The 22,023-nt window shown below is 64.6% G+C and carries 18 protein-coding genes; 1 reads left to right on the plus strand and 17 read right to left on the minus strand.

Going from position 1 to position 22,023, the window contains the following annotated elements:
* Positions 1-24: 24 nt before the first annotated feature.
* Both ABWO90_RS21535 and ABWO90_RS21540 read right to left on the minus strand, forming a co-directional pair.
* Positions 25-981: a LysR family transcriptional regulator gene (locus ABWO90_RS21535; protein WP_353193262.1), complete on the minus strand. Its 957-nt coding sequence runs from the start codon at positions 979-981 to the stop codon at positions 25-27.
* A 135-nt stretch (positions 982-1,116) separates the two neighbouring features.
* Positions 1,117-3,021, minus strand: a complete 1,905-nt coding sequence (locus ABWO90_RS21540) for an ABCB family ABC transporter ATP-binding protein/permease (protein ID WP_353193263.1) — start codon at positions 3,019-3,021, stop codon at positions 1,117-1,119.
* 131 nt (positions 3,022-3,152) lie between these two features.
* On the opposite strand from ABWO90_RS21540, the gene ABWO90_RS21545 reads away from it, so the two are divergent.
* Entirely contained in the window at positions 3,153-3,572 is a 420-nt protein-coding gene (locus ABWO90_RS21545; RefSeq protein WP_353193264.1) for an acyl-CoA thioesterase, read from the plus strand.
* A gap of 127 nt (positions 3,573-3,699) precedes the next feature.
* On the opposite strand, the gene ABWO90_RS21550 is transcribed toward ABWO90_RS21545, so the two are convergent.
* The 15 genes from ABWO90_RS21550 to ABWO90_RS21620 all read right to left on the minus strand — a co-directional run bounded on the left by ABWO90_RS21550 (position 3,700) and on the right by ABWO90_RS21620 (position 21,959).
* Complete coding sequence (locus ABWO90_RS21550; RefSeq protein WP_353193265.1) at positions 3,700-4,467, minus strand: enoyl-CoA hydratase; 768 nt, start codon at positions 4,465-4,467, stop codon at positions 3,700-3,702.
* 180 nt (positions 4,468-4,647) lie between these two features.
* Positions 4,648-5,847: an acetyl-CoA C-acyltransferase gene (locus ABWO90_RS21555; RefSeq protein WP_353193266.1), complete on the minus strand. Its 1,200-nt coding sequence runs from the start codon at positions 5,845-5,847 to the stop codon at positions 4,648-4,650.
* A gap of 17 nt (positions 5,848-5,864) precedes the next feature.
* Positions 5,865-8,309: a 3-hydroxyacyl-CoA dehydrogenase/enoyl-CoA hydratase family protein gene (locus tag ABWO90_RS21560; RefSeq protein ID WP_353193267.1), complete on the minus strand. Its 2,445-nt coding sequence runs from the start codon at positions 8,307-8,309 to the stop codon at positions 5,865-5,867.
* 17 nt (positions 8,310-8,326) lie between these two features.
* Positions 8,327-10,114, minus strand: a complete 1,788-nt coding sequence (locus ABWO90_RS21565; protein WP_353193268.1) for an acyl-CoA dehydrogenase C-terminal domain-containing protein — start codon at positions 10,112-10,114, stop codon at positions 8,327-8,329.
* Between the two features lie 48 nt (positions 10,115-10,162).
* On the minus strand, positions 10,163-10,756 hold the full coding sequence (locus tag ABWO90_RS21570) for a TetR/AcrR family transcriptional regulator (RefSeq protein ID WP_353193269.1): 594 nt from the start codon (positions 10,754-10,756) through the stop codon (positions 10,163-10,165).
* A 201-nt stretch (positions 10,757-10,957) separates the two neighbouring features.
* Positions 10,958-12,115: a cardiolipin synthase ClsB gene (gene clsB / locus ABWO90_RS21575; RefSeq protein WP_353193270.1), complete on the minus strand. Its 1,158-nt coding sequence runs from the start codon at positions 12,113-12,115 to the stop codon at positions 10,958-10,960.
* Positions 12,116-12,124: 9 nt separating this feature from the next.
* The gene (gene nudB / locus ABWO90_RS21580) at positions 12,125-12,589 is read right to left on the minus strand and encodes a dihydroneopterin triphosphate diphosphatase (RefSeq protein ID WP_353193271.1); all 465 of its coding nucleotides are present in this window, start codon (positions 12,587-12,589) and stop codon (positions 12,125-12,127) included.
* A gap of 219 nt (positions 12,590-12,808) precedes the next feature.
* The gene (gene aspS, locus ABWO90_RS21585; protein WP_353193272.1) at positions 12,809-14,611 is read right to left on the minus strand and encodes an aspartate--tRNA ligase; all 1,803 of its coding nucleotides are present in this window, start codon (positions 14,609-14,611) and stop codon (positions 12,809-12,811) included.
* Between the two features lie 47 nt (positions 14,612-14,658).
* Positions 14,659-15,303: a DUF502 domain-containing protein gene (locus tag ABWO90_RS21590; protein ID WP_353193273.1), complete on the minus strand. Its 645-nt coding sequence runs from the start codon at positions 15,301-15,303 to the stop codon at positions 14,659-14,661.
* 51 nt (positions 15,304-15,354) lie between these two features.
* Positions 15,355-15,699 (minus strand): FmdB family zinc ribbon protein, encoded by a 345-nt coding sequence (locus tag ABWO90_RS21595; protein ID WP_353193274.1) that lies wholly within the window; start codon positions 15,697-15,699, stop codon positions 15,355-15,357.
* 287 nt (positions 15,700-15,986) lie between these two features.
* Positions 15,987-17,432: a high affinity choline transporter 1 gene (locus ABWO90_RS21600; RefSeq protein WP_353193275.1), complete on the minus strand. Its 1,446-nt coding sequence runs from the start codon at positions 17,430-17,432 to the stop codon at positions 15,987-15,989.
* Between the two features lie 423 nt (positions 17,433-17,855).
* Positions 17,856-18,551 carry a methyltransferase domain-containing protein gene (locus tag ABWO90_RS21605; protein WP_353193276.1) on the minus strand — a complete coding sequence of 232 codons (696 nt, stop codon included), beginning with the start codon at positions 18,549-18,551 and terminating at the stop codon, positions 17,856-17,858.
* Positions 18,552-18,636: 85 nt separating this feature from the next.
* A complete protein-coding gene (gene ubiB / locus ABWO90_RS21610) occupies positions 18,637-20,196 on the minus strand; it encodes a ubiquinone biosynthesis regulatory protein kinase UbiB (RefSeq protein WP_353193277.1) in 1,560 nt (519 codons plus the stop codon).
* Positions 20,197-20,199: 3 nt separating this feature from the next.
* Positions 20,200-20,853: a ubiquinone biosynthesis accessory factor UbiJ gene (locus tag ABWO90_RS21615; RefSeq protein ID WP_353193278.1), complete on the minus strand. Its 654-nt coding sequence runs from the start codon at positions 20,851-20,853 to the stop codon at positions 20,200-20,202.
* A gap of 143 nt (positions 20,854-20,996) precedes the next feature.
* The gene (locus ABWO90_RS21620; RefSeq protein ID WP_353193279.1) at positions 20,997-21,959 is read right to left on the minus strand and encodes a Tim44 domain-containing protein; all 963 of its coding nucleotides are present in this window, start codon (positions 21,957-21,959) and stop codon (positions 20,997-20,999) included.
* Between the last annotated feature and the right edge of the window lie 64 nt (positions 21,960-22,023).

A 22,023-nucleotide genomic window follows, 5' to 3' on the forward strand; every position in this document is an offset into this window, starting at 1 on the left:
GCATCTATGCATTTTGTGCATAGATTAATTCTTACCCTGCTCCCGCACGGCCTGCCAGAACGCCTCGATCGCGTCGCGCTTGGCCCGCTCGCGCCGGTGGCTCGCGTCCGTATAGGCCAGCCGGTCGCGGTACAGGCGGATTTCCATGTCCAGATGCCAGGGCGCCGCCGCCTTGCCGGGCGGCGCGAGATCGACCAGCTCGCCACGGGCGACCGAGTCGACGACCGCACTCTCCGGCAGGAACGCCACGCCGTGGCCGGCGAGCACCATCGACTTGAGCGCCTCGGCCATGTCCGTTTCGTAGACCTTGTCCAGATGCAGCCCGCTGGAGGCATCGCCCGTCAGCAAATCGGCCATGCGCCCGAGATAAGCGTTTGAAGTGTAGGCGAGATATGGCACCTGTGCCTCGCGCGTGCCGGGGAGCTTGAAACGGGCACGCTTTTGGGACGTTGGCGCACTATAGGGGCTAAAGCGCTCACTACCGAGCACGATCATCTCGTAACGCGACGCATCGAGTTGCAGCGGCTGACTCGGGTGGTAGTAGCACATCAGCAGGTCGCAGCCGCCGTCGGTGAGCGACATGGCCGCGTCGTGCACGTTGAGGGCACGCAGCCGGCTGCGCAACAGGCCGAGACGCTTTTCCAGCGTCTTGAGCCAGCGCGGGAAGAACGTCATCGAGAGCGTGTGCGGCACGGCGAAATCGATCACCGAGTGATCCGCCGAGCGTTGCTCGCGCAGCAACGCCCGCGCTTCCTGCGCCTGCGAGAGCAGTGCCAGCGCCTGCTCGTAGAACACCTCCCCTGCCGGGGTCAGGCGCGTGGGATAGCTCGAACGGTCGATCAGCTCGCTGCCGAGCCACGCTTCGAGCGATTGAATGCGACGCGAGAACGCGGGTTGCGTCACATGACGCAACTCGGCCGAACGGCTGAAGCTGTTCGTCTTGGCGAGCGACACGAAGTCCTCGAGCCATTTGATTTCCATGCGGCGCTCCCGCGTCGGCGATGTCAGCGCGCTAGTCTACTCAATCGCCCGCCGGGATGACAAACTCGCCCCATTCCGAGCTACCGACGTTTCCGCCTCCCAGCCCGACTGCCTTCGACGCCCGAACTCACGACCTCACGAGACAACCGTTGCGAAGTGCGACGCCTCCGCATCGCCCTCATCGCTGCGCCGCTGCTGCTGCAACGCCCACATCTGGGCGTAGAGGCCCTCGGCGCGCAGCAATTCGTCGTGCGTGCCGCGCTCGACGATCCGGCCCTTGTCGAGCACGATGATCTGCGCGGCGTGCACGACCGTGGAGAGGCGGTGCGCGATCACGAGCGTGGTACGCGAGCGTGCAATGCTGCGCAACTCGGACTGGATCGCCTGCTCCGAGCGGGAGTCCAGCGCCGAGGTCGCTTCGTCGAAGATCAGGATGTGCGGGTTCTTGAGAATCGTGCGCGCGATCGCCACACGCTGCTTCTCGCCGCCCGAAAGCTTTAGGCCGCGCTCGCCGACCATCGACTCGTAGCCGGCCGGCAGGCTTTCGATGAAGTCGTGGATATGCGCGGCGCGCGCTGCGGCGATCACCTGTTCGCGCGACGCCGACGGGTTGCCATACGCGATGTTGTAGTAAATCGTGTCGTTGAACAGCACCGTGTCCTGCGGCACGATCCCGATGGCCGCGCGCAGCGAGTCCTGTGTGACATCGCGGATATCCTGCCCGTCGATGGTGATGCGCCCGGCGGACTCGCCGGGAAAGCCCACGTCGTAGAACCGGAACAGCAGGCGCGAGAGCGTCGATTTTCCCGAACCGCTGTGGCCGACGACCGCCGTGGTCGTTCCGGCGGCAATGCTGAAATCGACGTCATGCAGAATCTGGCGCGACGCCTCATACCCGAAATTCACGTGATCGAAACGCACCGCGCCGCCCTGGCACACGAGCGGCTGCGCACCCGGCGGATCGGCAACCTCGCGATTGACGTCGAGCAGCGTGAACATTCGGTCCATGTCGGTCATGGCCTGCTTGAGTTCGCGATAGATCACGCCGAGGAAATTCAGCGGAATATAGAGTTGCAGCATGAACGTGTTGACGAGCACCAGATCGCCCAGCGTCATGCTGCCGTTCATCACCCCCTGCGTGGCATGCCAGAGAATCAGGATCAGGCCCGTCGCGATGATCGCCTGCTGGCCGAAGTTCAGCACGGACAGCGAATTCTGCGAACGAATCGCCGCCGCCCGGTAGCGTTTGAGGTTTTCGTCGTAGCGCTGTGTCTCGAACGCCTCGTTGCCGAAGTACTTCACCGTCTCGTAGTTGATGAGCGAGTCGATGGCACGCGCGTTGGCCTTCGAGTCGAGTTCGTTCATCGTGCGGCGAAAGTGCGTGCGCCACTCCGTGACCTTGACCGTGAAGACGATATAGCACGCGAGCGCAATGAGCGTGACGATGGCGTAGAACGCGTCGTAGCGCACGACGAAGAAGCCCAGCACCAGCGCCACTTCGATGAGCGTGGGCAAGATGCTGTAAAGCGAGTACGAGATCATCGACTGGATGCCGCGCGTACCCCGTTCGATGTCTCGGCTCATGCCGCCGGTCTGGCGCTCCAGATGGAAGCGTAGCGAGAGCGCATGCAGGTGGCGAAACACCTTGAGCGCGATTTGCCGCACGGCGCTTTCCGTCACCTTCGAGAAGAAGATCTCCCGCAGCTCGGTGAAGAGCGACGTGGACAGTCGCACGATCCCGTAGGCCACGACCAGCATGCCGAGGCCGCCCACGACAATGAGGCTGGGATCGTTCGATGCGCGCGCCGTTGCCGAGAGCGTCGCCACGGGGCCGAGCGCGTCGACGATGTGCTTCATGATGATCGGCACGCCGAGGTTGGCGACCTTGGCCAGGATCAGGCACGACAGCGCGAGCGTGACGCGTCCGCGAAACTCGAGCAGGTAGGGAAACAGCGATTTGATGACCTGCCAGTCGCCGCGGGGCGCCCTGGGCGCACTGGAAGCCGCCGGCGCGGGCTCGGCCGGAGTGAAACGTCTCATGATGGGGTAGAGCGGCGTCCGGCTCGCGCGAGGGCTTTCCGCTAGAATCGTTGATGGCGTATTTTCGCAGAACCCGGCGTCTCATGCTGAGCCGACGCCGGGCGGCCTCCCCGGCTCACGCAAGGAACATCATGAGTACCCCGACCCCGGCCCTCACGGCCCTGCCCGAAGAAAAAGAACTGGCATTGCGTGTCATGCCCATGCCCGCCGACGCCAACGCCCATGGCGACGTGTTCGGCGGCTGGATCATGTCGCAGGTCGACATCGCCGGTTCGATCCCGGCCGCCCAGCGCGCCAACGGCCGCGTGGCGACCATTGCCGTCAACTCGTTCCTGTTCAAGGAGCCGGTGTTCGTGGGCGATCTGTTGAGCTTCTACGCCACGATCGTGAAGACCGGCAACACCTCCATCACGGTCTATGTCGAGGCCTATGCGCAGCGCATGCGTCTGTCGCACGAAATCGTGAAAGTCACCGAGGCGATGGTCACCTACGTGGCGACCGACGAAGATCGCCGCCCGCGTCCGCTGCCGAAGCTCGACACCGCAAGCTGAGCCTGACGCATGGCTCCCCCTGCCCTCGGGCGGGACTGCCCTGCCCCTGAGCACAAAAAATGCCGCCGTCTCGATTCGAGACGTGCGGCGTTTGTTTTTTTGCCGGACGGCCCGGCAACGGCAGGACTTACGAGAACTGCGAGAAGTCCGGTTTGCGCTTCTCGAGGAAGGCCGTGAACGCTTCCCGGGCTTCCGGCGAGATCAGGCGCTTGCCGAACTCCAGCGCCTCCTCGCGAATCCGCTCGTTCACGTCGCGCGCACTGTCGCCCTTCATCAACTGCTTGGTCGCGCGCAACGACGCTGCCGGCATGGCGGCAAGCTGGGCGGCGCGCTTGGCCGCATACGCCGTAAGCTCCGCAGCCGGCACCACGCGATTGACGAACCCCATCGCCACGGCTTCGTTCACGTCGAACGGCTCGCCGAAGAGCAGCTTTTCCGCCGCCCGCTGGTAGCCCGCCACGCGCGGCAGCAGCCAGCTCGACGCCGCCTCCGGGCAAAGGCCCAGTTGCGTAAAAGGCAGCGCGAAGCGCGCCGTCTCGGCGGCGTAGACCACGTCGCAGTGCAGCAGCAGCGTCGTGCCCACGCCCACGGCGTTGCCCGCCACGGCAGCGACGATCGGCTTGGTCGCCTGACTGATCGCGTACAGGAACTGAAAGACGGGCGCGTTGCCGTCCGTCGGCGGATGCTTCAGGAAGTCTTCGAGGTCGTTGCCTGCCGAGAAGGCTTCCGCGTGGCCCTGAATCAGGATCACGCGAAGCGACGGATCGGCCTCCGCCTGGAGAATGCCCTCGGCGAGCGCCGAATACATGGCCGCCGTAATCGCGTTCTTCTTGTGCGCACGGTTGAAGCTGATGACCTGCACGGCGCCGTCGCGCTGTACCAATACGTCGTCCATCTCGTGTGTCTCCTTGCGTTTTGTCACCGCCGCGCCGAGGCATCCGGCCACGTCGCGGCGTCGATCCGCTGTCGTCAAAAAAGCGCCGGGGTGCCGCCGCGCTTTCGCGAGACCGCACCCCGGCGCTCAGGGCTGCCGCCGGCACGACGCGCCGGACGTGTCATGCGACGGCCCGCCCGATTACATACGCTCGATAATGCCCGCAGCGCCCATGCCCGTGCCAACGCACATCGTCACCATGCCGTACTTCAGGTTGTGACGACGCAACGCATGCACCACGGTCGCCGCACGGATCGCACCGGTGGCGCCCAGCGGGTGGCCGAGGGCGATCGCGCCGCCCATCGGATTGACCTTGCTGGTGTCCAGGTCCAGATCCTTGATGACGGCGAGCGCCTGTGCGGCGAACGCTTCGTTCAGCTCGATCCAGTCCATGTCCTGCTGCGACAGACCTGCGGCACGCAGAGCAGCCGGAATCGCTTCCTTCGGGCCAATGCCCATGATCTCGGGCGGCACGCCGCGCACGGCGAACGACACGAAACGCGCGAGCGGCGTGAGGTTGAATTGCTTCAGGATCTTCTCGCTCACGACGAGCAGTGCACCGGCACCGTCCGACGTCTGCGAGCTGTTCCCGGCCGTGACCGATCCCTTGTTCGCGAAGACCGGGCGCAGCTTGCCGAGGCCTTCGATCGACGTATCCGGGCGCGGACCTTCGTCGAGCGAGAGCGTGCGCGTCTTGACCGACACTTCGCCCGTCGCCAGATTCGGGAAGCGCTCGACGATCTCGATCGGCGTGATCTCGTTCGTGAACTCACCGGCCTGTTGTGCCTTGATCGCCTTCTGGTGCGAGGCCAGCGCGAAGGCGTCCTGCGCCTCACGCGTCACGCCCCACTGCTGCGCGACCTTCTCGGCCGTCAGCCCCATGCCGTAGGCGATACCCACGTTCTCGTCGCGCTCGAAGATCGACGGCGAGAGCGACGGCGTGTTGCCCATCATCGGCACCATGCTCATGCTCTCGATGCCACCGGCGAACATGGCGTCGGCTTCGCCCACACGGATGCGGTCGGCCGCCATGGCCAGCGCGGTGAGACCCGAGGCGCAGAACCGGTTGACGGTCACCCCGCCGACCGTGTTCGGCAGGCCGGAGAGCAGCGCACCGATACGCGCCACGTTCAGGCCTTGCTGGGCTTCGGGAATGGCGCAGCCGATGATCGCGTCTTCGATCACCTTCGGATCGAGATCCGGCACCTGGGCGAGCGTGCTCTTGAGGATGGTCGCGAGCAGATCGTCCGGACGCGTGTTCTTGTAGCTGCCCTTGGGAGCCTTGCCGATCGGCGCACGCGTGGCGGCAACGATGTAGGCGTCTTGCAGTTGTTTGCTCATGTCAGTCTCCGATCGGCTTAGTTGCGCACCGGCTTGCCGGTCTGCAGCATGCCCATGATGCGTTCCTGGGTCTTCGACGTGCCCAGCAGTTCGATGAAGGCGCGGCGCTCGAGCGCCAGCAACCACTCTTCGTTCACGAGGCTGCCCGCTTCGACGTCGCCACCGCACACGGCTTCGGCAATGCGCGAGGCGATCAGGAAGTCGTGCGACGAGATGAAGTTGCCGTCGCGCATGTTCACGAGCGACGCCTTGATCGTCGAGACACCCGAGCGACCCGCCACCGGAATGCCGGCCGGCTTGAGCGGCGGACGGTAGCCGGCGAGCGACAGCGCACGCGCTTCGTTGCGTGCGACCGACAGCAGCTCGTGCACGTTGTAGACGATGGTGTCCGAGGCCTTCAGGTAGCCCATGTCGCGCGCGTCGATTGCCGAGGCCGAGACCTTCGCCATGGCCGCATTCGTGAACGACTTCGTCACGAATTGCAGGTACTGCACGCTGCCCGCTGCGGTGGCCGCTTCCGCCGCGCGAATCGCGGCTTCCTTCAGGCCGCCGCCGCCCGGCACGAGGCCCACGCCGACTTCCACGAGACCGATGTAGCTCTCGAGCGCCGCCACGCGCTTGGCGCTATGGAGCAGCAGTTCGCAGCCGCCGCCCAGCGCAATGCCGGACACCGCCGAGACCACGGGCACCTGCGCGTACTTCACGCGCATCATGCCGTCCTGGAACTTCTTGATGAAGGGCTCGATGCCCTTCGCGCCGCCCATCATGAAGGCGGGCATGGCCGCTTCCAGATCGGCACCGGCGGAGAACGGACCGCCCGGCGCGCCGAGCTTGAGCGACGTCGGCTGCCACACGACCACGCCGCGATACTGCTGCTCGGCGAGGTCGATGGCACGGGTCAGACCGTCGATGACGGCCGGCCCGATGGTGTTCATCTTCGACTTGAACGAGACGATGAGCACGTCGTCCTGACCGGGGGTCTCGTCGACCCACAGGCGCACCGCGTCGTTCTCTTCGATGGTCTTGCCGAACTTGCGCGGATCGGCGCTGGCGTCGCCCACGAGCGATGCCGGGAACACCTGACGCTGATAGACCGGCAGCGTGCTGCGCGGCACGAAGGCGTCCTTGGCCGGGTTGTACGACCCTTGCGCCGTGTGCACACCGCCCGCTTCGGCGACCTTGCCGCTCGTGACCCACTTCGGCAGCGGCGCGCTCGACAGGGCCTTGCCCGCGTCGATGTCTTCCTGCACCCACTGCGCGATGTCCTTCCAGCCGGCGGCCTGCCAGTCCTCGAACGGACCGGTGGTCCAGCCGAAGCCCCAGCGGATCGCGAAGTCCACTTCGCGCGCGTTGTCGGCGATCTGCTCGAGATACACGCCGATGTAGTGGAACACGTCGCGGAACACGGCCCACAGGAACTGCGCCTGCGGGTTGGTCGATTCGCGCAGCAGACGCAGGCGCTCGGCCGGTGCCTTCTTCAGAATCCGCACGACCATTTCGTCGGCCTTCTTGCCCGACTCGACGTACTCGCCCGATTGCGGGTCGAGCACCTTGATGGCCTTGCCTTCCTTCTTGTAGAAGCCGGCGCCGGACTTCTGTCCCAGCGCGCCCTTCTCCACCAGCGCCTTGAGTACCGGCGGCGTAGCGTAGGTCGGGGCGAACGGGTCGTCCTTCAGGCCGTCCTGCATCGTCTTGATGACGTGTGCCATCGTGTCCAGACCGACCACGTCGGCCGTGCGGAACGTGGCCGACTTGGCCCGGCCCAGCTTGCTGCCGGTCAGGTCGTCGACGACATCGAACGGAATGCCGTATTTCTGCGCTTCGGCGAACACCGCCAGAATCGAGAACACCCCCACGCGGTTGGCGATGAAGTTCGGCGTGTCCTTCGCGCGCACCACACCCTTGCCGAGCGTGGACGTGAGGAACGTTTCGAGCTGGTCGAGAATCGCCGGATCGGTCGTGACCGTCGGGATCAACTCGACCAGATGCATGTAGCGCGGCGGGTTGAAGAAGTGCACGCCGCAGAAGCGCGACTTCAGATCGGCGTCGAAGCCGTCCGAGAGTTCGGTGATCGACAGGCCCGACGTATTCGACGCGAAGATCGCGTGCTTGGCCAGGTGCGGCGCGACCTTCTTGTACAGGTCGTGCTTCCAGTCCATGCGCTCGGCGATCGCCTCGATCACGATGTCGCAGCCCGCGAGCTTCTCGATGTCGTCTTCATAGTTGGCGACTTCGATGTACTGCGCGTCGGCCTTGTCGGCGAATGGCGCGGGGCTCAGCTTCTTCAGGCCGTCGATGGCGCGCGTGACGATGCTGTTCTTCGGGCCTTCCTTGGCCGGAAGGTCGAACAGCACGACCGGCACTTTCGCGTTGACGAGGTGCGCTGCGATCTGCGCGCCCATCACGCCGGCGCCGAGCACGGCTACCTTGCGTACGACCAGGGGGTTGTTGGTTTGGCTCACGGTGATCTCCTGGGCTATCAGAACAGGTCGACGTCGACTTCCATCAGCGTCTTCGCGCCGGCACGGGCCATGCGAATTTGCGACGCGGTCTCCGGCAGCAGCTTGGCGAAGTAGAAACGCGCCGTGGCGAGTTTCGATTCGTAGAACTTGTCGCCGCTGCCTTGCTTGTCGAGCGCGATACGTGCCATGCGCGCCCAGAAGTACGCGAACACGAGGTGGCCGACCACGCGCTGATACGGCACCGATGCCGCACCGACTTCGTCCGGATTGGCCATCGCCTTCATGCCGATTTCCATCGTCAGCTTCTGCACCTTGTCGCCGATATCCGCGAGCGGATTGACGAACTCCTGCATCTCTTCCTTCGTGCCTTCGGCTTCGACGAAGTCCTGCACGAGCTTGCCGAACTTCTTGAGCTTCGCGCCCATGTCGCCGAGCACCTTGCGTCCAAGCAGGTCGAGCGCCTGAATCGAGTTGGTGCCTTCGTAGATCATGTTGATGCGCGCGTCGCGCACGTACTGCTCCATGCCCCATTCGGAGATAAAGCCGTGCCCGCCGTAGATCTGCATGGCGTGGTTCGTGCACTCGAAGGCGTTATCCGTCAGGAACGCCTTGATGATCGGCGTGAGCAGCGCGACCAGATCGGCCGCTTCCTTACGCTCGGCTTCGTCGCCGTGCGAAAGCTCCTTGTCGATGTGCAGCGCGGTCCAGTACGAGAACGCACGGCCACCTTCGACGTAGGCCTTCTGCGTGAGCAGCATGCGGCGCACGTCCGGATGCACGATGATCGGATCGGCGGGCTTGTCCGGCGCCTTCGGGCCGGTCAGCGAGCGCATCTGGATACGCTCCTTCGCGTACACCAGCGAGTTCTGGTAAGCGACTTCGGTCAGGCCCATGCCCTGCATGCCCACGCCCTGACGTGCAGCGTTCATCATCACGAACATGGCGTTCAGGCCCTTGTTCGGCTCGCCGACGAGCCAGCCCTTCGCGCCGTCGAGGTTCATCACGCAGGTCGCGTTGCCGTGAATGCCCATCTTGTGTTCGATGGAGCCGCACTTGATCCCGTTGCGCTCACCCGGGGCGCCGTTGGCGTCGGGAATGAACTTGGGCACCACGAACAGCGAGATACCCTTGGTTCCCGGCGGCGCATCGGGCAGACGTGCCAGCACGAGGTGGATGATGTTGGCGGCCATGTCGTGCTCGCCCGCCGAGATGAAGATCTTGGTGCCGGAGATGGCGTACGAACCGTCGCCGTTCGGCTCGGCCTTCGTGCGCAGCATGCCCAGGTCGGTGCCGCAATGCGGCTCGGTCAGGCACATCGTGCCGGTCCATTCGCCCGACACGATCTTCGGCAGATAAGTGGCTTGTTGCTCGGGGGTGCCGTGCGCGTGCAGGCATTCGTAGGCGCCATGCGACAGGCCGGGGTACATCGTCCACGCCTGGTTGGCCGAGTTGAGCATTTCGTACAGCGCGTTGTTCACGACCTGCGGCAGGCCCTGTCCGCCGAATTCGGGATCGCACGCCAGTGCGGGCCAGCCGGCCTCGACATACTGCGCATAGGCCTGCTTGAAGCCGGTCGGCGTGCTCACCACGCCGTCGCCTTCGTACTTGCAGCCTTCGCGATCGCCCACCTGATTGAGCGGGAAGACCACTTCGCTACAGAACTTGCCGGCTTCCTCGAGTACCTGATTGATGGTATCGGCATCGATGTCCGCGTGTTTCGGCATTGCCTTCAATTCATTTTCCACGCCCAGCAGTTCGTGCATCACGAATTGCATGTCGCGCAGCGGCGCGTTGTACTGTCCCATGACCTACTCCTCCGAACAAATCGACTCGAATCGCGGTCGGCTTGCGCCTCACCCGCGCTGATAAGACGAAATCAGTTTTTCCAGTGCCACCCGGGTCATGTCGACGGCGCCCGGCTCCCGAAGGAATCGCGCGTCGTGATGCAGGCCGAGTGTCAGGCTGTACATTTCAAAGAGCATCAGACGCGGATCGGTGTCCGCACGCAGATGTCCCTCCTCCTTCGCTTGCGTGATCGCGCGCAGCAGGGCCGAACGCCACAGCCGCACACTCTTCACCAAGGCTTCGCGCACCGGACTGGCCGCGCGATCGTCGTACTCGACGGCACCGCTGATATAGATGCAGCCCGTCGTGACTTCGCGAATGCGCTTGTCCATCCAGCGATCCACCAGCGCTCTGAGTCGCGGCAAGCCGCGCGGCGCTTCCATGCTCGGTGCAAACACTTCTTCTTCGAAGCGCCGGTGGTATTCCATCAGCACTTCTATCTGCAAATCCTCGCGCGAACCGAAGTGCGCGAAGACGCCGCTTTTGCTCATATGCATACGATCGGCCAGCAAGCCGATCGTCAGCCCCTCGAGTCCGTCCCGCCCCGCCAATTCAAGCGCGGCATTCAGGATTGCGGCACGTGTCTGTTCACCCTTTCGCATGTGTATGGCATCGCTCTGGTTGTCCGTTCTCCGATGCTAACCAAAAAATCGAACGGCCGTCCTATTATTGAGGGACGCCTATGGGCGAACAAGGAATTTATTAGATCGGAATACCTAATCGGTATCGCGCCCGGAGGGGGCTTGTGCGGCCTGAGAGCCAGTGCCGGCGGGCTTCGGTGAGAATTGGGATGCAGCCAGCGCTCAGTCGTACTTGCCCCGCGTGAGGACCTTCATCACGAGGCGATAGAGGCGGTACGCAGTCCATTGGCGGAAGCGCCGCCAGCGCGAACGTTCGCCGTAGCGCTCGGGATCGATCTGACGGGCGTCGGCGAACGCCTGCCGGATGTAGTCGCGCAACTGGAGCACCAGCGGATCGTCGAGCACGACCACGTTGGCCTCGTGGTTCAGGAACAGCGACAGGGCATCGAGATTCGAGGAGCCGACTGTCGCCCAGACATCGTCGACGACCGCCACCTTGCCGTGCAATTGCCGCATGTCGTACTCGCCGATGCGCACCCCGGCGTCGAGCAACTTGGCGTAGAGCCACGGCACGGCAGTATCGAGCAGACGGAATTCCTTGCGGCCGATCAGCAGGTGCACGGCCACGCCGCGCTCGGCGGCCTGCGACAGCGCGCGCCGCAAGCGGCGCCCCGGCACGAAGTAGGGGTTCGCCAGCCAGATCTCGTGGCGCGCGCGCCCCAGCGCCCGGAGATACGCCTTCTCGACCGAACGGCGATTGTGCAGGTTGTCGCGGGCCACGAACGCCGCCTGGCCGTTGTAGTTGGCATGCAATCGCCCTCGCTGTCCGCGACGTCGATGACGGAACGGTGTGCCCAGATACCCCGGCGCCAGACGCATCCACTGAATGTGAAACGCGATGGCGATTTCCGCCACGATGGGTCCCCGGCATTGCACGGCGAAGTCCCAGCGCGGCCCTTCGAGACGCACACCGCCGCCGCCGTTGAAATCGTCGATGATGTTGATGCCACCGACGAACGCAATGCCATGGTCGACGATAGCGAGCTTGCGATGCGTGCGCGAGAAGCCGAACTTGCCGAACAGTCGCGGGTTATAGATACGGTGCTTCACGCCGGCCTCCTGCCAACCGGCGAGGAATGGCAGCCGACGGCTCGTGCCGATCCCGTCGGTAATCAGTCGCACCGTGACCCCGCGCTGCGCGGCGCGCTGCAGCGCCGCAGCGACGTCCTGTCCGGCATCGTCCCCATCGAAGATGTACGTCTCGAGCGAGACTTCGCGCGTGGCGTTGTCAATGGCGTCGATCAGCGCAGCAAAGTAATCCCGGCCGAGATAGAGCAGCGTCAGATCGTTGTCGTGGGAGAACGGCAGGTACTTGCTCATCGGCCGCGGCTAGCGCACGCGTAACGGCAGTTGCCGGATGGCATCGCCGTTCGATGGAGAGAAACAACGCGCGGCGGCCTCTTCCCACGGCAGCCAGGCGTATGCCACGTGCTCGCGCGGCGCGAGCGTGACTGCCGTGTTTTCCGGCACACACAGGCCGAACCAATGTTCCGTGTTGCGCGTGACGCCGGGCGCGTAGCGATGCGCCCATCGGGCATAGATGTTGTACTGGATCTCATGCTGCCAGTCGGTCAGCGCGCCCTCCGGCACTAGCGTGCCGTTCGCCACGCGAATGCCCGTCTCCTCCAGGACTTCACGCGCCGCCGTTTCGATCAACGGTTCGTCGAGCCGGTCCTTGCTGCCGGTGACCGACTGCCAGAAGTTCTCGGCATCGGCGCGTTCGATGAGCAGCACGTCGAGCGCCGGCGTGTAGATCACGACGAGCACGGATTCGGGAATCTTGAATGGCTTCATGCAGGCAGCGGAATTCGATGACAGCGCCGACGACCGGCGCCGATGCTGCATTGTATAGGGCACTTGCGTCATTGCGGCGTCGCAATGGCTCTGCGTGGCACCGCCGAGTCGCCGCATGCGTACCCTCGCGCCAAAACAAAACCCCCTCGCGCCTTGCGGCGGAGGGGGTTCCGAGCGTCACGGGGTCACGGGGCCGGGTGAGCGGCCCCGTCGTCAACCTCAGGCCTTCGGGGCTTCGGGTTGACGCAGACGGATGTGCAGTTCGCGCAGTTGACGCTCGTCGACCGGCGACGGCGCTTGCGTGAGCAGATCCTGTGCACGTTGCGTCTTCGGGAAGGCGATCACGTCGCGGATCGAGTCGGCACCGGCCATCATCGTGATGATGCGGTCCAGACCGAAGGCGATGCCGCCGTGCGGGGGCGCGCCGTACTGGAGCGCGTCGAGCAGGAAGCCGAACTTCGCACGGGCTTCTTCCTCACCCAGCTTGAGCGCGCGGAACACCTTGCTCTGCACGTCTTCCTGGAAGATACGGACCGAACCGCCGCCGATTTCCCAGCCGTTGAGCACCATGTCGTAGGCCTTCGCCAGGCACTTGCCCGGGTCGGTCTCGAGGTAGTCGATGTGCTCGTCCTTCGGGCTCGTGAACGGGTGATGGCAGGCGACCCAGCGGGCGTCTTCCTCGTCGTACTCGAACATCGGGAAGTCGACGACCCACAGCGGGCGCCAGCCGGCTTCGAACAGGCCGTGCGACTTGCCGAATTCCGAATGACCGATCTTCAGACGCAGCGCGCCGATGCCGTCGTTGACGACCTTTTCCTTGTCCGCGCCGAAGAAGATGATGTCGCCGTCTTGCGCGCCGGTGCGCTCAAGGATCGAGGCGACGGCAGCGTCGTGCAGGTTCTTCACGATCGGGCTTTGCAGACCGTCGCGGCCCTTGGCCACTTCATTGACCTTGATCCAGGCCAGGCCCTTCGCACCGTAGATCTTCACGAATTCGGTGTAGGCGTCGATTTCGCTACGCGAGATCTCGGCACCGCCCGGCACGCGCAGGGCCACCACACGGCCGCCTTCGGTCGTGGCGGGCACGGAGAAGACCTTGAAGTCCACGTCGCCCATCACGTCGGTCAGTTCGGTGAATTCGAGCTTCACGCGCAGGTCCGGCTTGTCCGAACCGAAGCGGCGCATCGCTTCCGAGTACTCCATGACCGGCACCTTGGCGTCGAGATCGACGTCAATGGCTTCCTTGAACACGTGACGGATCATGTTCTCGAACAGATCGCGAATTTCCTGCTCCGAGAGGAACGAGGTTTCGCAGTCGATCTGCGTGAATTCCGGCTGGCGGTCGGCGCGCAGGTCTTCGTCCCGGAAGCACTTGGTGATCTGGTAGTAACGGTCGAAGCCGGCCACCATCAGCAACTGCTTGAAGAGCTGCGGCGACTGCGGCAGCGCGAAGAACATGCCGGCGTTCACACGCGAGGGCACCAGGTAGTCGCGTGCACCTTCCGGGGTGCTCTTCGTGAGCATCGGGGTTTCGATGTCGATGAAGCCTTGCGCGTCGAGGTACTTGCGCACTTCCATCGCCACCTTGTAGCGCAGGCGCAGGTTGTATTGCATCTGCGGGCGGCGCAGATCGAGCACGCGATGCGTGAGGCGCGTGGTTTCCGACAGGTTCTCGTCGTCGAGCTGGAACGGGGGCGTCACCGAGGCGTTGAGCACTTGCAGCTCATGGCACAGCACTTCGATCTTGCCGCTCGTGAGGTTGGCGTTCTCGGTGCCGGCCGGACGGCTGCGCACCAGGCCCGTGATCTGCACGCAGAACTCATTGCGCAGGCCTTCGGCGGCCTTGAACATCTCCGCGCGGTCCGGATCGCACACGACCTGCACCAGACCTTCGCGATCACGCAGGTCGATGAAGATGACCCCGCCGTGATCACGGCGGCGATTGACCCAGCCACAAAGCTTGACCGTTTGGCCCAGTTGTTGCTCGGTCACCAGACCGCAGTAGGAGGTACGCATGGACATTTTGCTGTTCCGATTTTCAAAAAATGACGCCGACGGTTCCCGGTGGCTCACAGGAGCGGGCCGGGACGCTGTTGGCGCGGGTTGTGGGCGGGCGCCACCACGCCCATCGATACGATGTACTTGAGGGCGGCGTCGACCGTCATGTCGAGTTCGATCACGTCGCTCGCCCGCATCATCAGGAAGAAGCCTGAGGTCGGGTTCGGCGTCGTAGGGACATAGACGCTCACGTACTCGCCCTGCAAGTGATTGACCACATCGCCGCCCGGCGCGCCGGTCAGGAAGGCGATGGTCCAGGAATCCGCGTGCGGGTAACGCACGAGCAACGCCTTGCGAAACGCGTTGCCGTTGCTCGAGAGCAACGTATCGGACACCTGCTTGACGCTGCCGTACAGCGGTCCGACGACGGGAATGCGCGTCAGAACGGCTTCCCACCAGCCGACCAGCTTCTGGCCAATGAAATTATGCGCCAGAAGGCCGACGACGAACACGAACGCCAGCGTGACCACCACACCGAAGCCCGGCACGCGCATGCCGATCAGGCGCGAGGGTTGCCACTCGTCGGGCAACAGCAACAGGGTCTGATCCATCGTACCGATGATCAGACCGAGCACCCACAGCGTGATGGCCAGGGGCACCAGCACCAGCAGGCCGGTCAGGAAAATCGTCTTCAACGCGGGTTTTTTGACGCTCATGGCAGGACTCGCGAATGTTGGCGGCGACGGGGTGTGCGCGGCGTGTTCGGTTTAATGGCAGGCGCAACCGCCGCCACAGGCGGCAGGTGCGGCCGATGCGCTCGACGACTCGCCGCCCGAGGACGACGACGCGGCGCTATCGCCCGACGCTGCGGCAGGTGCCGACGAAGCAGAGGATGCCCCGCCCGTGGCCGGGGCGCTCGTGCCGCCCGAACCGCCACGGAAGTCGGTCACATACCAGCCTGAGCCCTTGAGCTGGAACCCGGCCGCAGTGACCTGCTTGCGAAACGTGTCCTTGCCGCATTCCGGGCACTGGGTGAGCGGGTCATCGCTCATTTTTTGCAGCACATCCTTCGCGAAACCGCATGTTTCGCAACGATAGGCATAGATAGGCATGATTCTTTCCGACGGAAAAAGGCGCGCAAAGCCTTGAATTATAACCGCTTCACAAGGCTTTCGGGATTTGTCCGGAGATATATGGGGCAGCATCGGGCCAGGATCAAGACGTGGCGTGCCCGCATTGGGCGTAACGCCCTTGCGCGAGACCGTGCCACATGGCGCCCCCGGCCCGCCTGGCGGGCACGGCAGGCCGGCGGCGGGTGCTGCGACCCGCCTTGCCCAATGCTTGGGGTACGGCCACTGTGGCCAACGCTTTCGCTACGGCCGAAGCGGCAAGTGCGCCCTCAGATCGTCGAGACCTGCTGCTCCGGCGGCTGGCCGCGCTCCGACGCCGGTTGCAGCAGCGAGCCGACGACCATGCCCGCGATGGAGGCCAGCAGCCCTGCCAGTTGCGGCGGCACCATGGCGTCCGGGGCAAGCGCCTCGCAGCCGATCCAGACGATCAGGCCGCTGAACACGGCCAGCGTGCCGCCCAACGAGCTGGAGCGCTTCCAGTACAGGCCGAACACGAGCGGCACGAAGCAGCACACGAGCGTGACCTTGTACGCGCTTTCCACCATCTGGAAGATCGACGCCGTCGAATTGAGCGCGTACACCAGCACCAGCGCAGTGAAGCACAGCACGACGATACGCATCAGACGCAGCAGATGCTTGTCGTCGATCCGGCCCTTGAGCATCGGCCGCACGATGTTCTCTGCAAACGTGACCGACGGCGCCAGCAGCGTGGCCGAGGCGCAGCTCTTGATGGCCGAAAGCAGCGCCCCGAAGAACATCACCTGTGCCACGATCGGCACACTGGTGAGCACCAACTGCGGCAGGATCTGTTGCGGATCGGTGCCGATGTACTTCTGCACCATCGACGGTGCGATCAGCAGCGCCGAGTACGCGAGGAAAATCGGGATGAACGTGAAGAAGAAGTACAGCACGCCGCCCGTCACCGAGCCGGCCACGGCAATGTTCTCCGACTTGGACGACATCACGCGCTGGAACACGTCCTGCTGCGGAATCGAGCCGAACATCATCGTGACGCCCGCCGCTATGAAGGCCAGGACGTCCGCCGGATTCATTTCGGGCAGGAACACGAACTTGCCTGCCTCCGAGGCATGCGCGATCACCGCGCTCGCGCCGCCGGGCACCATGCCCGAGACCACGACCGCAATGTAGATCAGCCCCACGACGATGATGATCATCTGGATGAAGTCGGTCACGGCGACCGAGATCATGCCACCCAGCAGCGTGTAGGCCAGCACCGAGACCGCGCCGATCATCATGCCCGTCGGCTCGGACATCGCACCGCCCGACACCGTATGGAACACGAGGCCCAGCGCCTTGATCTGCGCGCCGACCCAGCCGAGGTACGAGATCACGATGGCGATACTCGTCACCACTTCGACCGTGCGGTTGTACTTGAGCTTGTAGAAGTCGCCGATCGTCATGAGGTTCATGCGATACAGCTTGCGGGCGAAGAACATGCCCACCAGCACCAGACACATCGACGAACCGAACGGGTCGGCGACCACGCCGCGCAAGCCCTCGCCGATGAAGGTCGCCGGAATGCCGAGCACGGCTTCCGAGCCGAACCAGGTGGCGAACACCACGGCAATGACCATGCCGTAGGGAAGACGACGGCCGGCGACGGTGAAATCTTTGGTATTGCGGACCTTGAGGGCGGCCAACAGCCCGATGGCCACCGAAATGACCCAGTACAGAATGACAAACCAAATCAGCATAACGCGGCCCCAGCCAAGCCCCAGGGCGGCGGATGCGGCGAGGCGCCGTTGGCCGCCGGCAAGATCCGGCCGCATGAGGCCGCCCGCGAGCGCTAACGATGCCGTGCCGTCGGCCACAGCCTTCCGGGCAACAGAAATTCAGGTCGGTGCATGACGGGGCTGATGCGATTCAGCACTCGGGGGCGCCCGTTTTGCCACCTGGCGAAAAAATTTTCGGCCGATTATAGCGGCGGGGAAGTCGCGCGGGGAAAAAATCACAATTCCCGTGCGGGATCGTGGCAAATATCGGGAAATGCCTAATGTCTAAGCTGGCGTTACGTACTGTTGACGTACTGTTGACGCACCGCTGACGCAAACCGGCGGCCGTTGTCGCGGCGACGCCGTCTCCCTGGCGCCCCGGATCCGGTATCCGGGTCGTGCCGATCAGCGGCGTCGCCAGACCATCCAGTGTTCCGCCCCGGCGAAGACCGGCACGGAGTCGTCCACGAGTCGGTCGGTTTCGCAGACGAAGTCCTGGGCGAGCAGCGCGTCGAGCGCTTCGGGTGCAATGCCGAATGGCGGCCCCTTCGGCGTTTCCTTGAGGAAAAAGAACCCGGCCAGACAAGCGCCTTGCGGCAGCAGATGCGCCATGCGGCGTGCGTAGTCTTGCCAGAGATTGCGCGGCAACGCGCAGAGAAACGCCCGCTCGTAGATCACGTCGACGGCGAACGGCGGCGTGTAGGTGAAGAAATCGGCTTGTTCGACAAGGGACGCCCGCGGCCCCAACTGCGACCGGGCCGATTCGACGGCCACCGGCGAAAAATCGATCGCGCGCACCGGCCAGCCCTGGGCGTCGAGCCACGCCGCTTCATACGCGGCCCCGCAGCCGGGAATCAACGTGGCCCGCGGCACGCCTTCCTGCGTCACGAACTCGCGCAGCGCCTGCGGCACGCCGGCGGCGTCCCAGGGCATGAAGGCGCTGGCGAAGCGCTCGTCCCAAAACGCGGCGTTCGAAGGATCGCGATGCGCGAAGGTCGGCACCGACGGTGTTGCACCGCTGCCGCCCTTCCCGGCATCGTCTTCGTCGCGCGGCGCGTGAAGCGGCGTCGGCATGACGGACATCTTCGGAATCACGGGCATGGATTCGCTTCCTTTCTTGAGGCCGTGGCGGATGGCGGATGGCGGATGGCGAGTGGCGGGTAACGGGTGCCAGGTAACGGCCGACTTAGGTGTACAGCCAGATGAACGCCGTCAGCACGCCGATGGCGACGCCGCCGACCAGACAGAAGGCACCGGTCAGCAGACGATTGGTGCGGCGTTGCTCCTGAAGCAGCGCGAGCAGCAACGTGTCGTCCTGCGGGCGGGCGTGGGCGGCGAGCGCCTGATGGATGAGCCGCGGCAGTTGTGGCATCGTCTTGCTCCACTGCGGCACCTCGGCCTTCAGGCGTTCGAGCCAGCCGCGCGGGCCGATCTGCTCGGCCATCCAGCGCTCGAGGAACGGCTTGGCCGTCTTCCACAAATCCAGGTCCGGATCGAGCTGACGCCCGAGCCCTTCGATGTTGAGCAACGTCTTTTGCAGCAACACGAGCTGCGGCTGGATCTCCACGTTGAAGCGGCGCGATGTCTGGAACAGTCGCATGAGCACCAGCCCCAACGAGATTTCCTTGAGCGGACGATCGAAGTACGGCTCGCATACCGCGCGAATCGCCCCTTCGAGTTCTTCGACGCGCGTGTCCGACGGCACCCAGCCGGACTCCAGATGCAGCGACGCCACCCGGTGATAGTCGCGACGGAAGAACGCGAGGAAGTTCTGCGCCAGATAGTTCTTGTCGAACTCGGACAACGCCCCCACGATGCCGCAATCGAGCGCGATGTAGCGGCCGAGCGTTGCGGGGTTGAGGCTCACGAGAATGTTGCCCGGGTGCATATCCGCGTGGAAGAAGCCGTCGCGCAGGAACTGCGTGAAGAAGATCTCGACGCCTTCGCGCGCCAGCTTCTTCAGGTCCACGCCCGCATCGCGGAGCACGTCGATCTGGCTGATCGGCACGCCGTGCATGCGCTCCATTACCAGCACGGAACTCGAACTGAATTCCCAGTAGATCTCGGGCACCATCAGCATGCCGGAGTCGATGAAGTTGCGACGCAGTTGCGCAGCGTTGGCCGCTTCGCGCATCAGGTCGAGTTCGTCGTGCAGATACTTGTCGAATTCCGCGACCACTTCGCGCGGCTTCAGGCGTTTGCCATCCGGCCAGAGCCGTTCCACCCAACCCGCCAGGTCACGCATCAGCGCCAGATCGCTGTCGATCACGTTGAGCATGTTCGGGCGCAGCACCTTGACCGCCACCTCCTTGCCAGCGTGCTCGCCATCGCGAACGCGCGCGAAGTGCACCTGTGCAATCGAGGCGCTCGCCACCGGCGTGCGCTCGAACTCCACGAACACTTCCTCGAGCGGGCGGCCCAGCGACTTCTCGATGCTCGCACGCGCGACCTCGGGGTCGAACGGTGGCACCTGATCCTGCAGACGCGCCAGTTCCTGCGCGATGTCGGGCGGCATCAGGTCACGACGCGTCGAGAGCACCTGCCCGAACTTCACGAAGATCGGGCCCAGCGACTCCAGCGCCAGACGCAGACGCTCGCCGCGCGGGGCCTTGAGTCCGGAACGTCCGAACGTCGCTACGCGAAGCAATGCGCGCGTCACCGGGTGGGGAATGCTCGAGAGCACGAGCTCGTCGAGCCCGTATCGATAGCAGACGAAAAAGATCTTGATCAGTCGCAGAAGACGCATCGGTCAGCGGCCTCCGTGGGTACGAGCGGCCGTGGCAGGTGCCGCGCCGGGTGCACCGGGTGTGCCATTGGCCGGCGTCTGGCGTTCGAGCCTTTCGATGCGCTTTTCAAGGCGTGCGAGGTCGTCGCGCAGCGTGCCGATGTCGGCGCGCATGGCGTCGAGCCGCGCACGCGCCACCAGCATCGGATTCTCTTCGACGAGAAAGTCGGCCAGCGAGCGCGCGAGCGTGCCGCCCGTGCGGCGCGCGCCGGCAACGGCGGCCTTGCCCGTCTCGGTCACGCGATGGGCCGCGGCGTCGCCGATCACCTTGCTCAGGTCCTCGGCAACCTCCCAGCGCAGATGCTGGGCGAGATACGACACGGTATTGGCGAATTCGGCATCGCCTTCGATCTTCACGTGGCGCATGACGGCAGCCTGACCGCCGCCGGCGAAATCGGCCAGCGCCGCCGGAGGTACCGCGATGCTGACATCGCAGGCGTGATCGGCGTCGGCGGCAACGAGGTAACCGTCGTCGCCCACGCGCAGGCGCAGATCGATGGCGGACATCGCCAGTCGCGCGGAGGCGCCGATGTGATGGCGCAGACGTTCGCGTGCCCACGGTTCGCGGGCAAGCAGATGGTTCACGGTGGCGGCAAAGGCTTTGGCGGCTACGGTCATGAGCTTGGCGGTCGGCCGGCGCAGAACACCGGTCGCACCGATAGACGCCGCCCGGCAACAACCTTCGGACGGCAAAAACAAAAGAGCCCGCGTGGTGCGCGGGCTCTCATTGTAAGGCAGGTTACGGCAAATTCGGCGCGAGCTTAGCTGAGCTGCTGAATCCCGGCGAGCACCCAGCCGCCGTTACCGGTAGCGGGCTTGGTCAGGTTCCAGACCTCGTTGAACGGCTCCGCCGGGGCACCTTCGGCTTCGCGGATCAGGCCCGAGAAGCGAACGCTTGCCATGTACTCGGTGGCCGTCTGTTCGATGCCGAGCAGTTCGGCGTCGAGCTGGACGACATCGGTACGGTTGGTCGATTTGCCGCGCTCTTCGAGGTCCATCTTGATCTCCGCGAACATCTGCGGCGTCGTGAACTCGTTGATATCGGCCTGGTCGCCCTTGTCCCATGCGGCTTGCAGACGGTTGAAGTACACCTTCGCGCTGCGCAGGAAACCGTCGGTATCGAAACCGGCCGGCACGCCGAACGGCTCGGCAGCGGCGGCAGCGCCTGCGGCTGCGGGCACGGCCGACAGCGACGGCTGGGCCGACGATGCCTGCGGTTGTGCCGATTGCGGCGACTGCGCGTTGTCCCACGACTGACGCAGCGAGTTGTTGTTCGACGCGTCGTTGCCGGCGCCGGCATAGGCCGGGGTCTGCTGCTGCGACTTATTGCCGCGCAGACGACGGATCAGCCACATTACGGCGAAGGCGATCAACGCGATCACGATCACGTTGGCCATCATGCTGGCGAACGCGCCGCCAAGGCCGAAGTGCGACAACAGGGCAGCGATACCGAGACCGGCGGCCAGACCGGCGATCGGTCCGAGCCAGCGGTTGGCCGGCTTGGCGGCAGCGGCGCCGGCGGCACCTGCGCCTGCGGCGGCCGGAGCGGCCTGATTCGGCGCGGCCTGTGCCGGTTGTTGCGGCGTCGCCTGACGTTGCGTCACGGTGTTGGACTGCTTGCCGATGCTCCGGCCGCCGCCAACGCGTTTGGCATCAGCGTCCGCGATCGTCATGCCGACCGCCAATACGCCGGCCACCACGCCCAACAACAGCTTGTTTTTCATAAACTGGAACATCGTTCTGGTCTCTCCGTGGAGTTATAGGTTGCTGTCTACAGACAGACGTCAA

Origin of the sequence: Pandoraea pnomenusa (assembly GCF_040391475.1) — a bacterium.
GTDB lineage: Bacteria > Pseudomonadota > Gammaproteobacteria > Burkholderiales > Burkholderiaceae > Pandoraea > Pandoraea pnomenusa_C.

Excerpts from the sequence above, each read along its gene's own strand:
- clsB (WP_353193270.1), bottom strand. The coding sequence starts at position 12,115 with ATGAGCAAGTACCTGCCGTTCTCCCACGACAACGATCTGACGCTGCTC.
- ABWO90_RS21590 (WP_353193273.1), bottom strand. The coding sequence starts at position 15,303 with ATGAGCGTCAAAAAACCCGCGTTGAAGACGATTTTCCTGACCGGCCTG.
- ABWO90_RS21595 (WP_353193274.1), bottom strand. The coding sequence starts at position 15,699 with ATGCCTATCTATGCCTATCGTTGCGAAACATGCGGTTTCGCGAAGGAT.
- ABWO90_RS21605 (WP_353193276.1), bottom strand. The coding sequence starts at position 18,551 with ATGCCCGTGATTCCGAAGATGTCCGTCATGCCGACGCCGCTTCACGCG.
- ABWO90_RS21545 (WP_353193264.1), top strand. The coding sequence starts at position 3,153 with ATGAGTACCCCGACCCCGGCCCTCACGGCCCTGCCCGAAGAAAAAGAA.
- nudB (WP_353193271.1), bottom strand. The coding sequence starts at position 12,589 with ATGAAGCCATTCAAGATTCCCGAATCCGTGCTCGTCGTGATCTACACG.
- ABWO90_RS21535 (WP_353193262.1), bottom strand. The coding sequence starts at position 981 with ATGGAAATCAAATGGCTCGAGGACTTCGTGTCGCTCGCCAAGACGAAC.
- ABWO90_RS21615 (WP_353193278.1), bottom strand. The coding sequence starts at position 20,853 with ATGACCGTAGCCGCCAAAGCCTTTGCCGCCACCGTGAACCATCTGCTT.
- ABWO90_RS21565 (WP_353193268.1), bottom strand. The coding sequence starts at position 10,114 with ATGGGACAGTACAACGCGCCGCTGCGCGACATGCAATTCGTGATGCAC.
- ABWO90_RS21600 (WP_353193275.1), bottom strand. The coding sequence starts at position 17,432 with ATGCTGATTTGGTTTGTCATTCTGTACTGGGTCATTTCGGTGGCCATC.
- ABWO90_RS21620 (WP_353193279.1), bottom strand. The coding sequence starts at position 21,959 with ATGAAAAACAAGCTGTTGTTGGGCGTGGTGGCCGGCGTATTGGCGGTC.
- ABWO90_RS21555 (WP_353193266.1), bottom strand. The coding sequence starts at position 5,847 with ATGAGCAAACAACTGCAAGACGCCTACATCGTTGCCGCCACGCGTGCG.
- ABWO90_RS21540 (WP_353193263.1), bottom strand. The coding sequence starts at position 3,021 with ATGAGACGTTTCACTCCGGCCGAGCCCGCGCCGGCGGCTTCCAGTGCG.
- aspS (WP_353193272.1), bottom strand. The coding sequence starts at position 14,611 with ATGTCCATGCGTACCTCCTACTGCGGTCTGGTGACCGAGCAACAACTG.
- ubiB (WP_353193277.1), bottom strand. The coding sequence starts at position 20,196 with ATGCGTCTTCTGCGACTGATCAAGATCTTTTTCGTCTGCTATCGATAC.
- ABWO90_RS21570 (WP_353193269.1), bottom strand. The coding sequence starts at position 10,756 with ATGCGAAAGGGTGAACAGACACGTGCCGCAATCCTGAATGCCGCGCTT.
- ABWO90_RS21550 (WP_353193265.1), bottom strand. The coding sequence starts at position 4,467 with ATGGACGACGTATTGGTACAGCGCGACGGCGCCGTGCAGGTCATCAGC.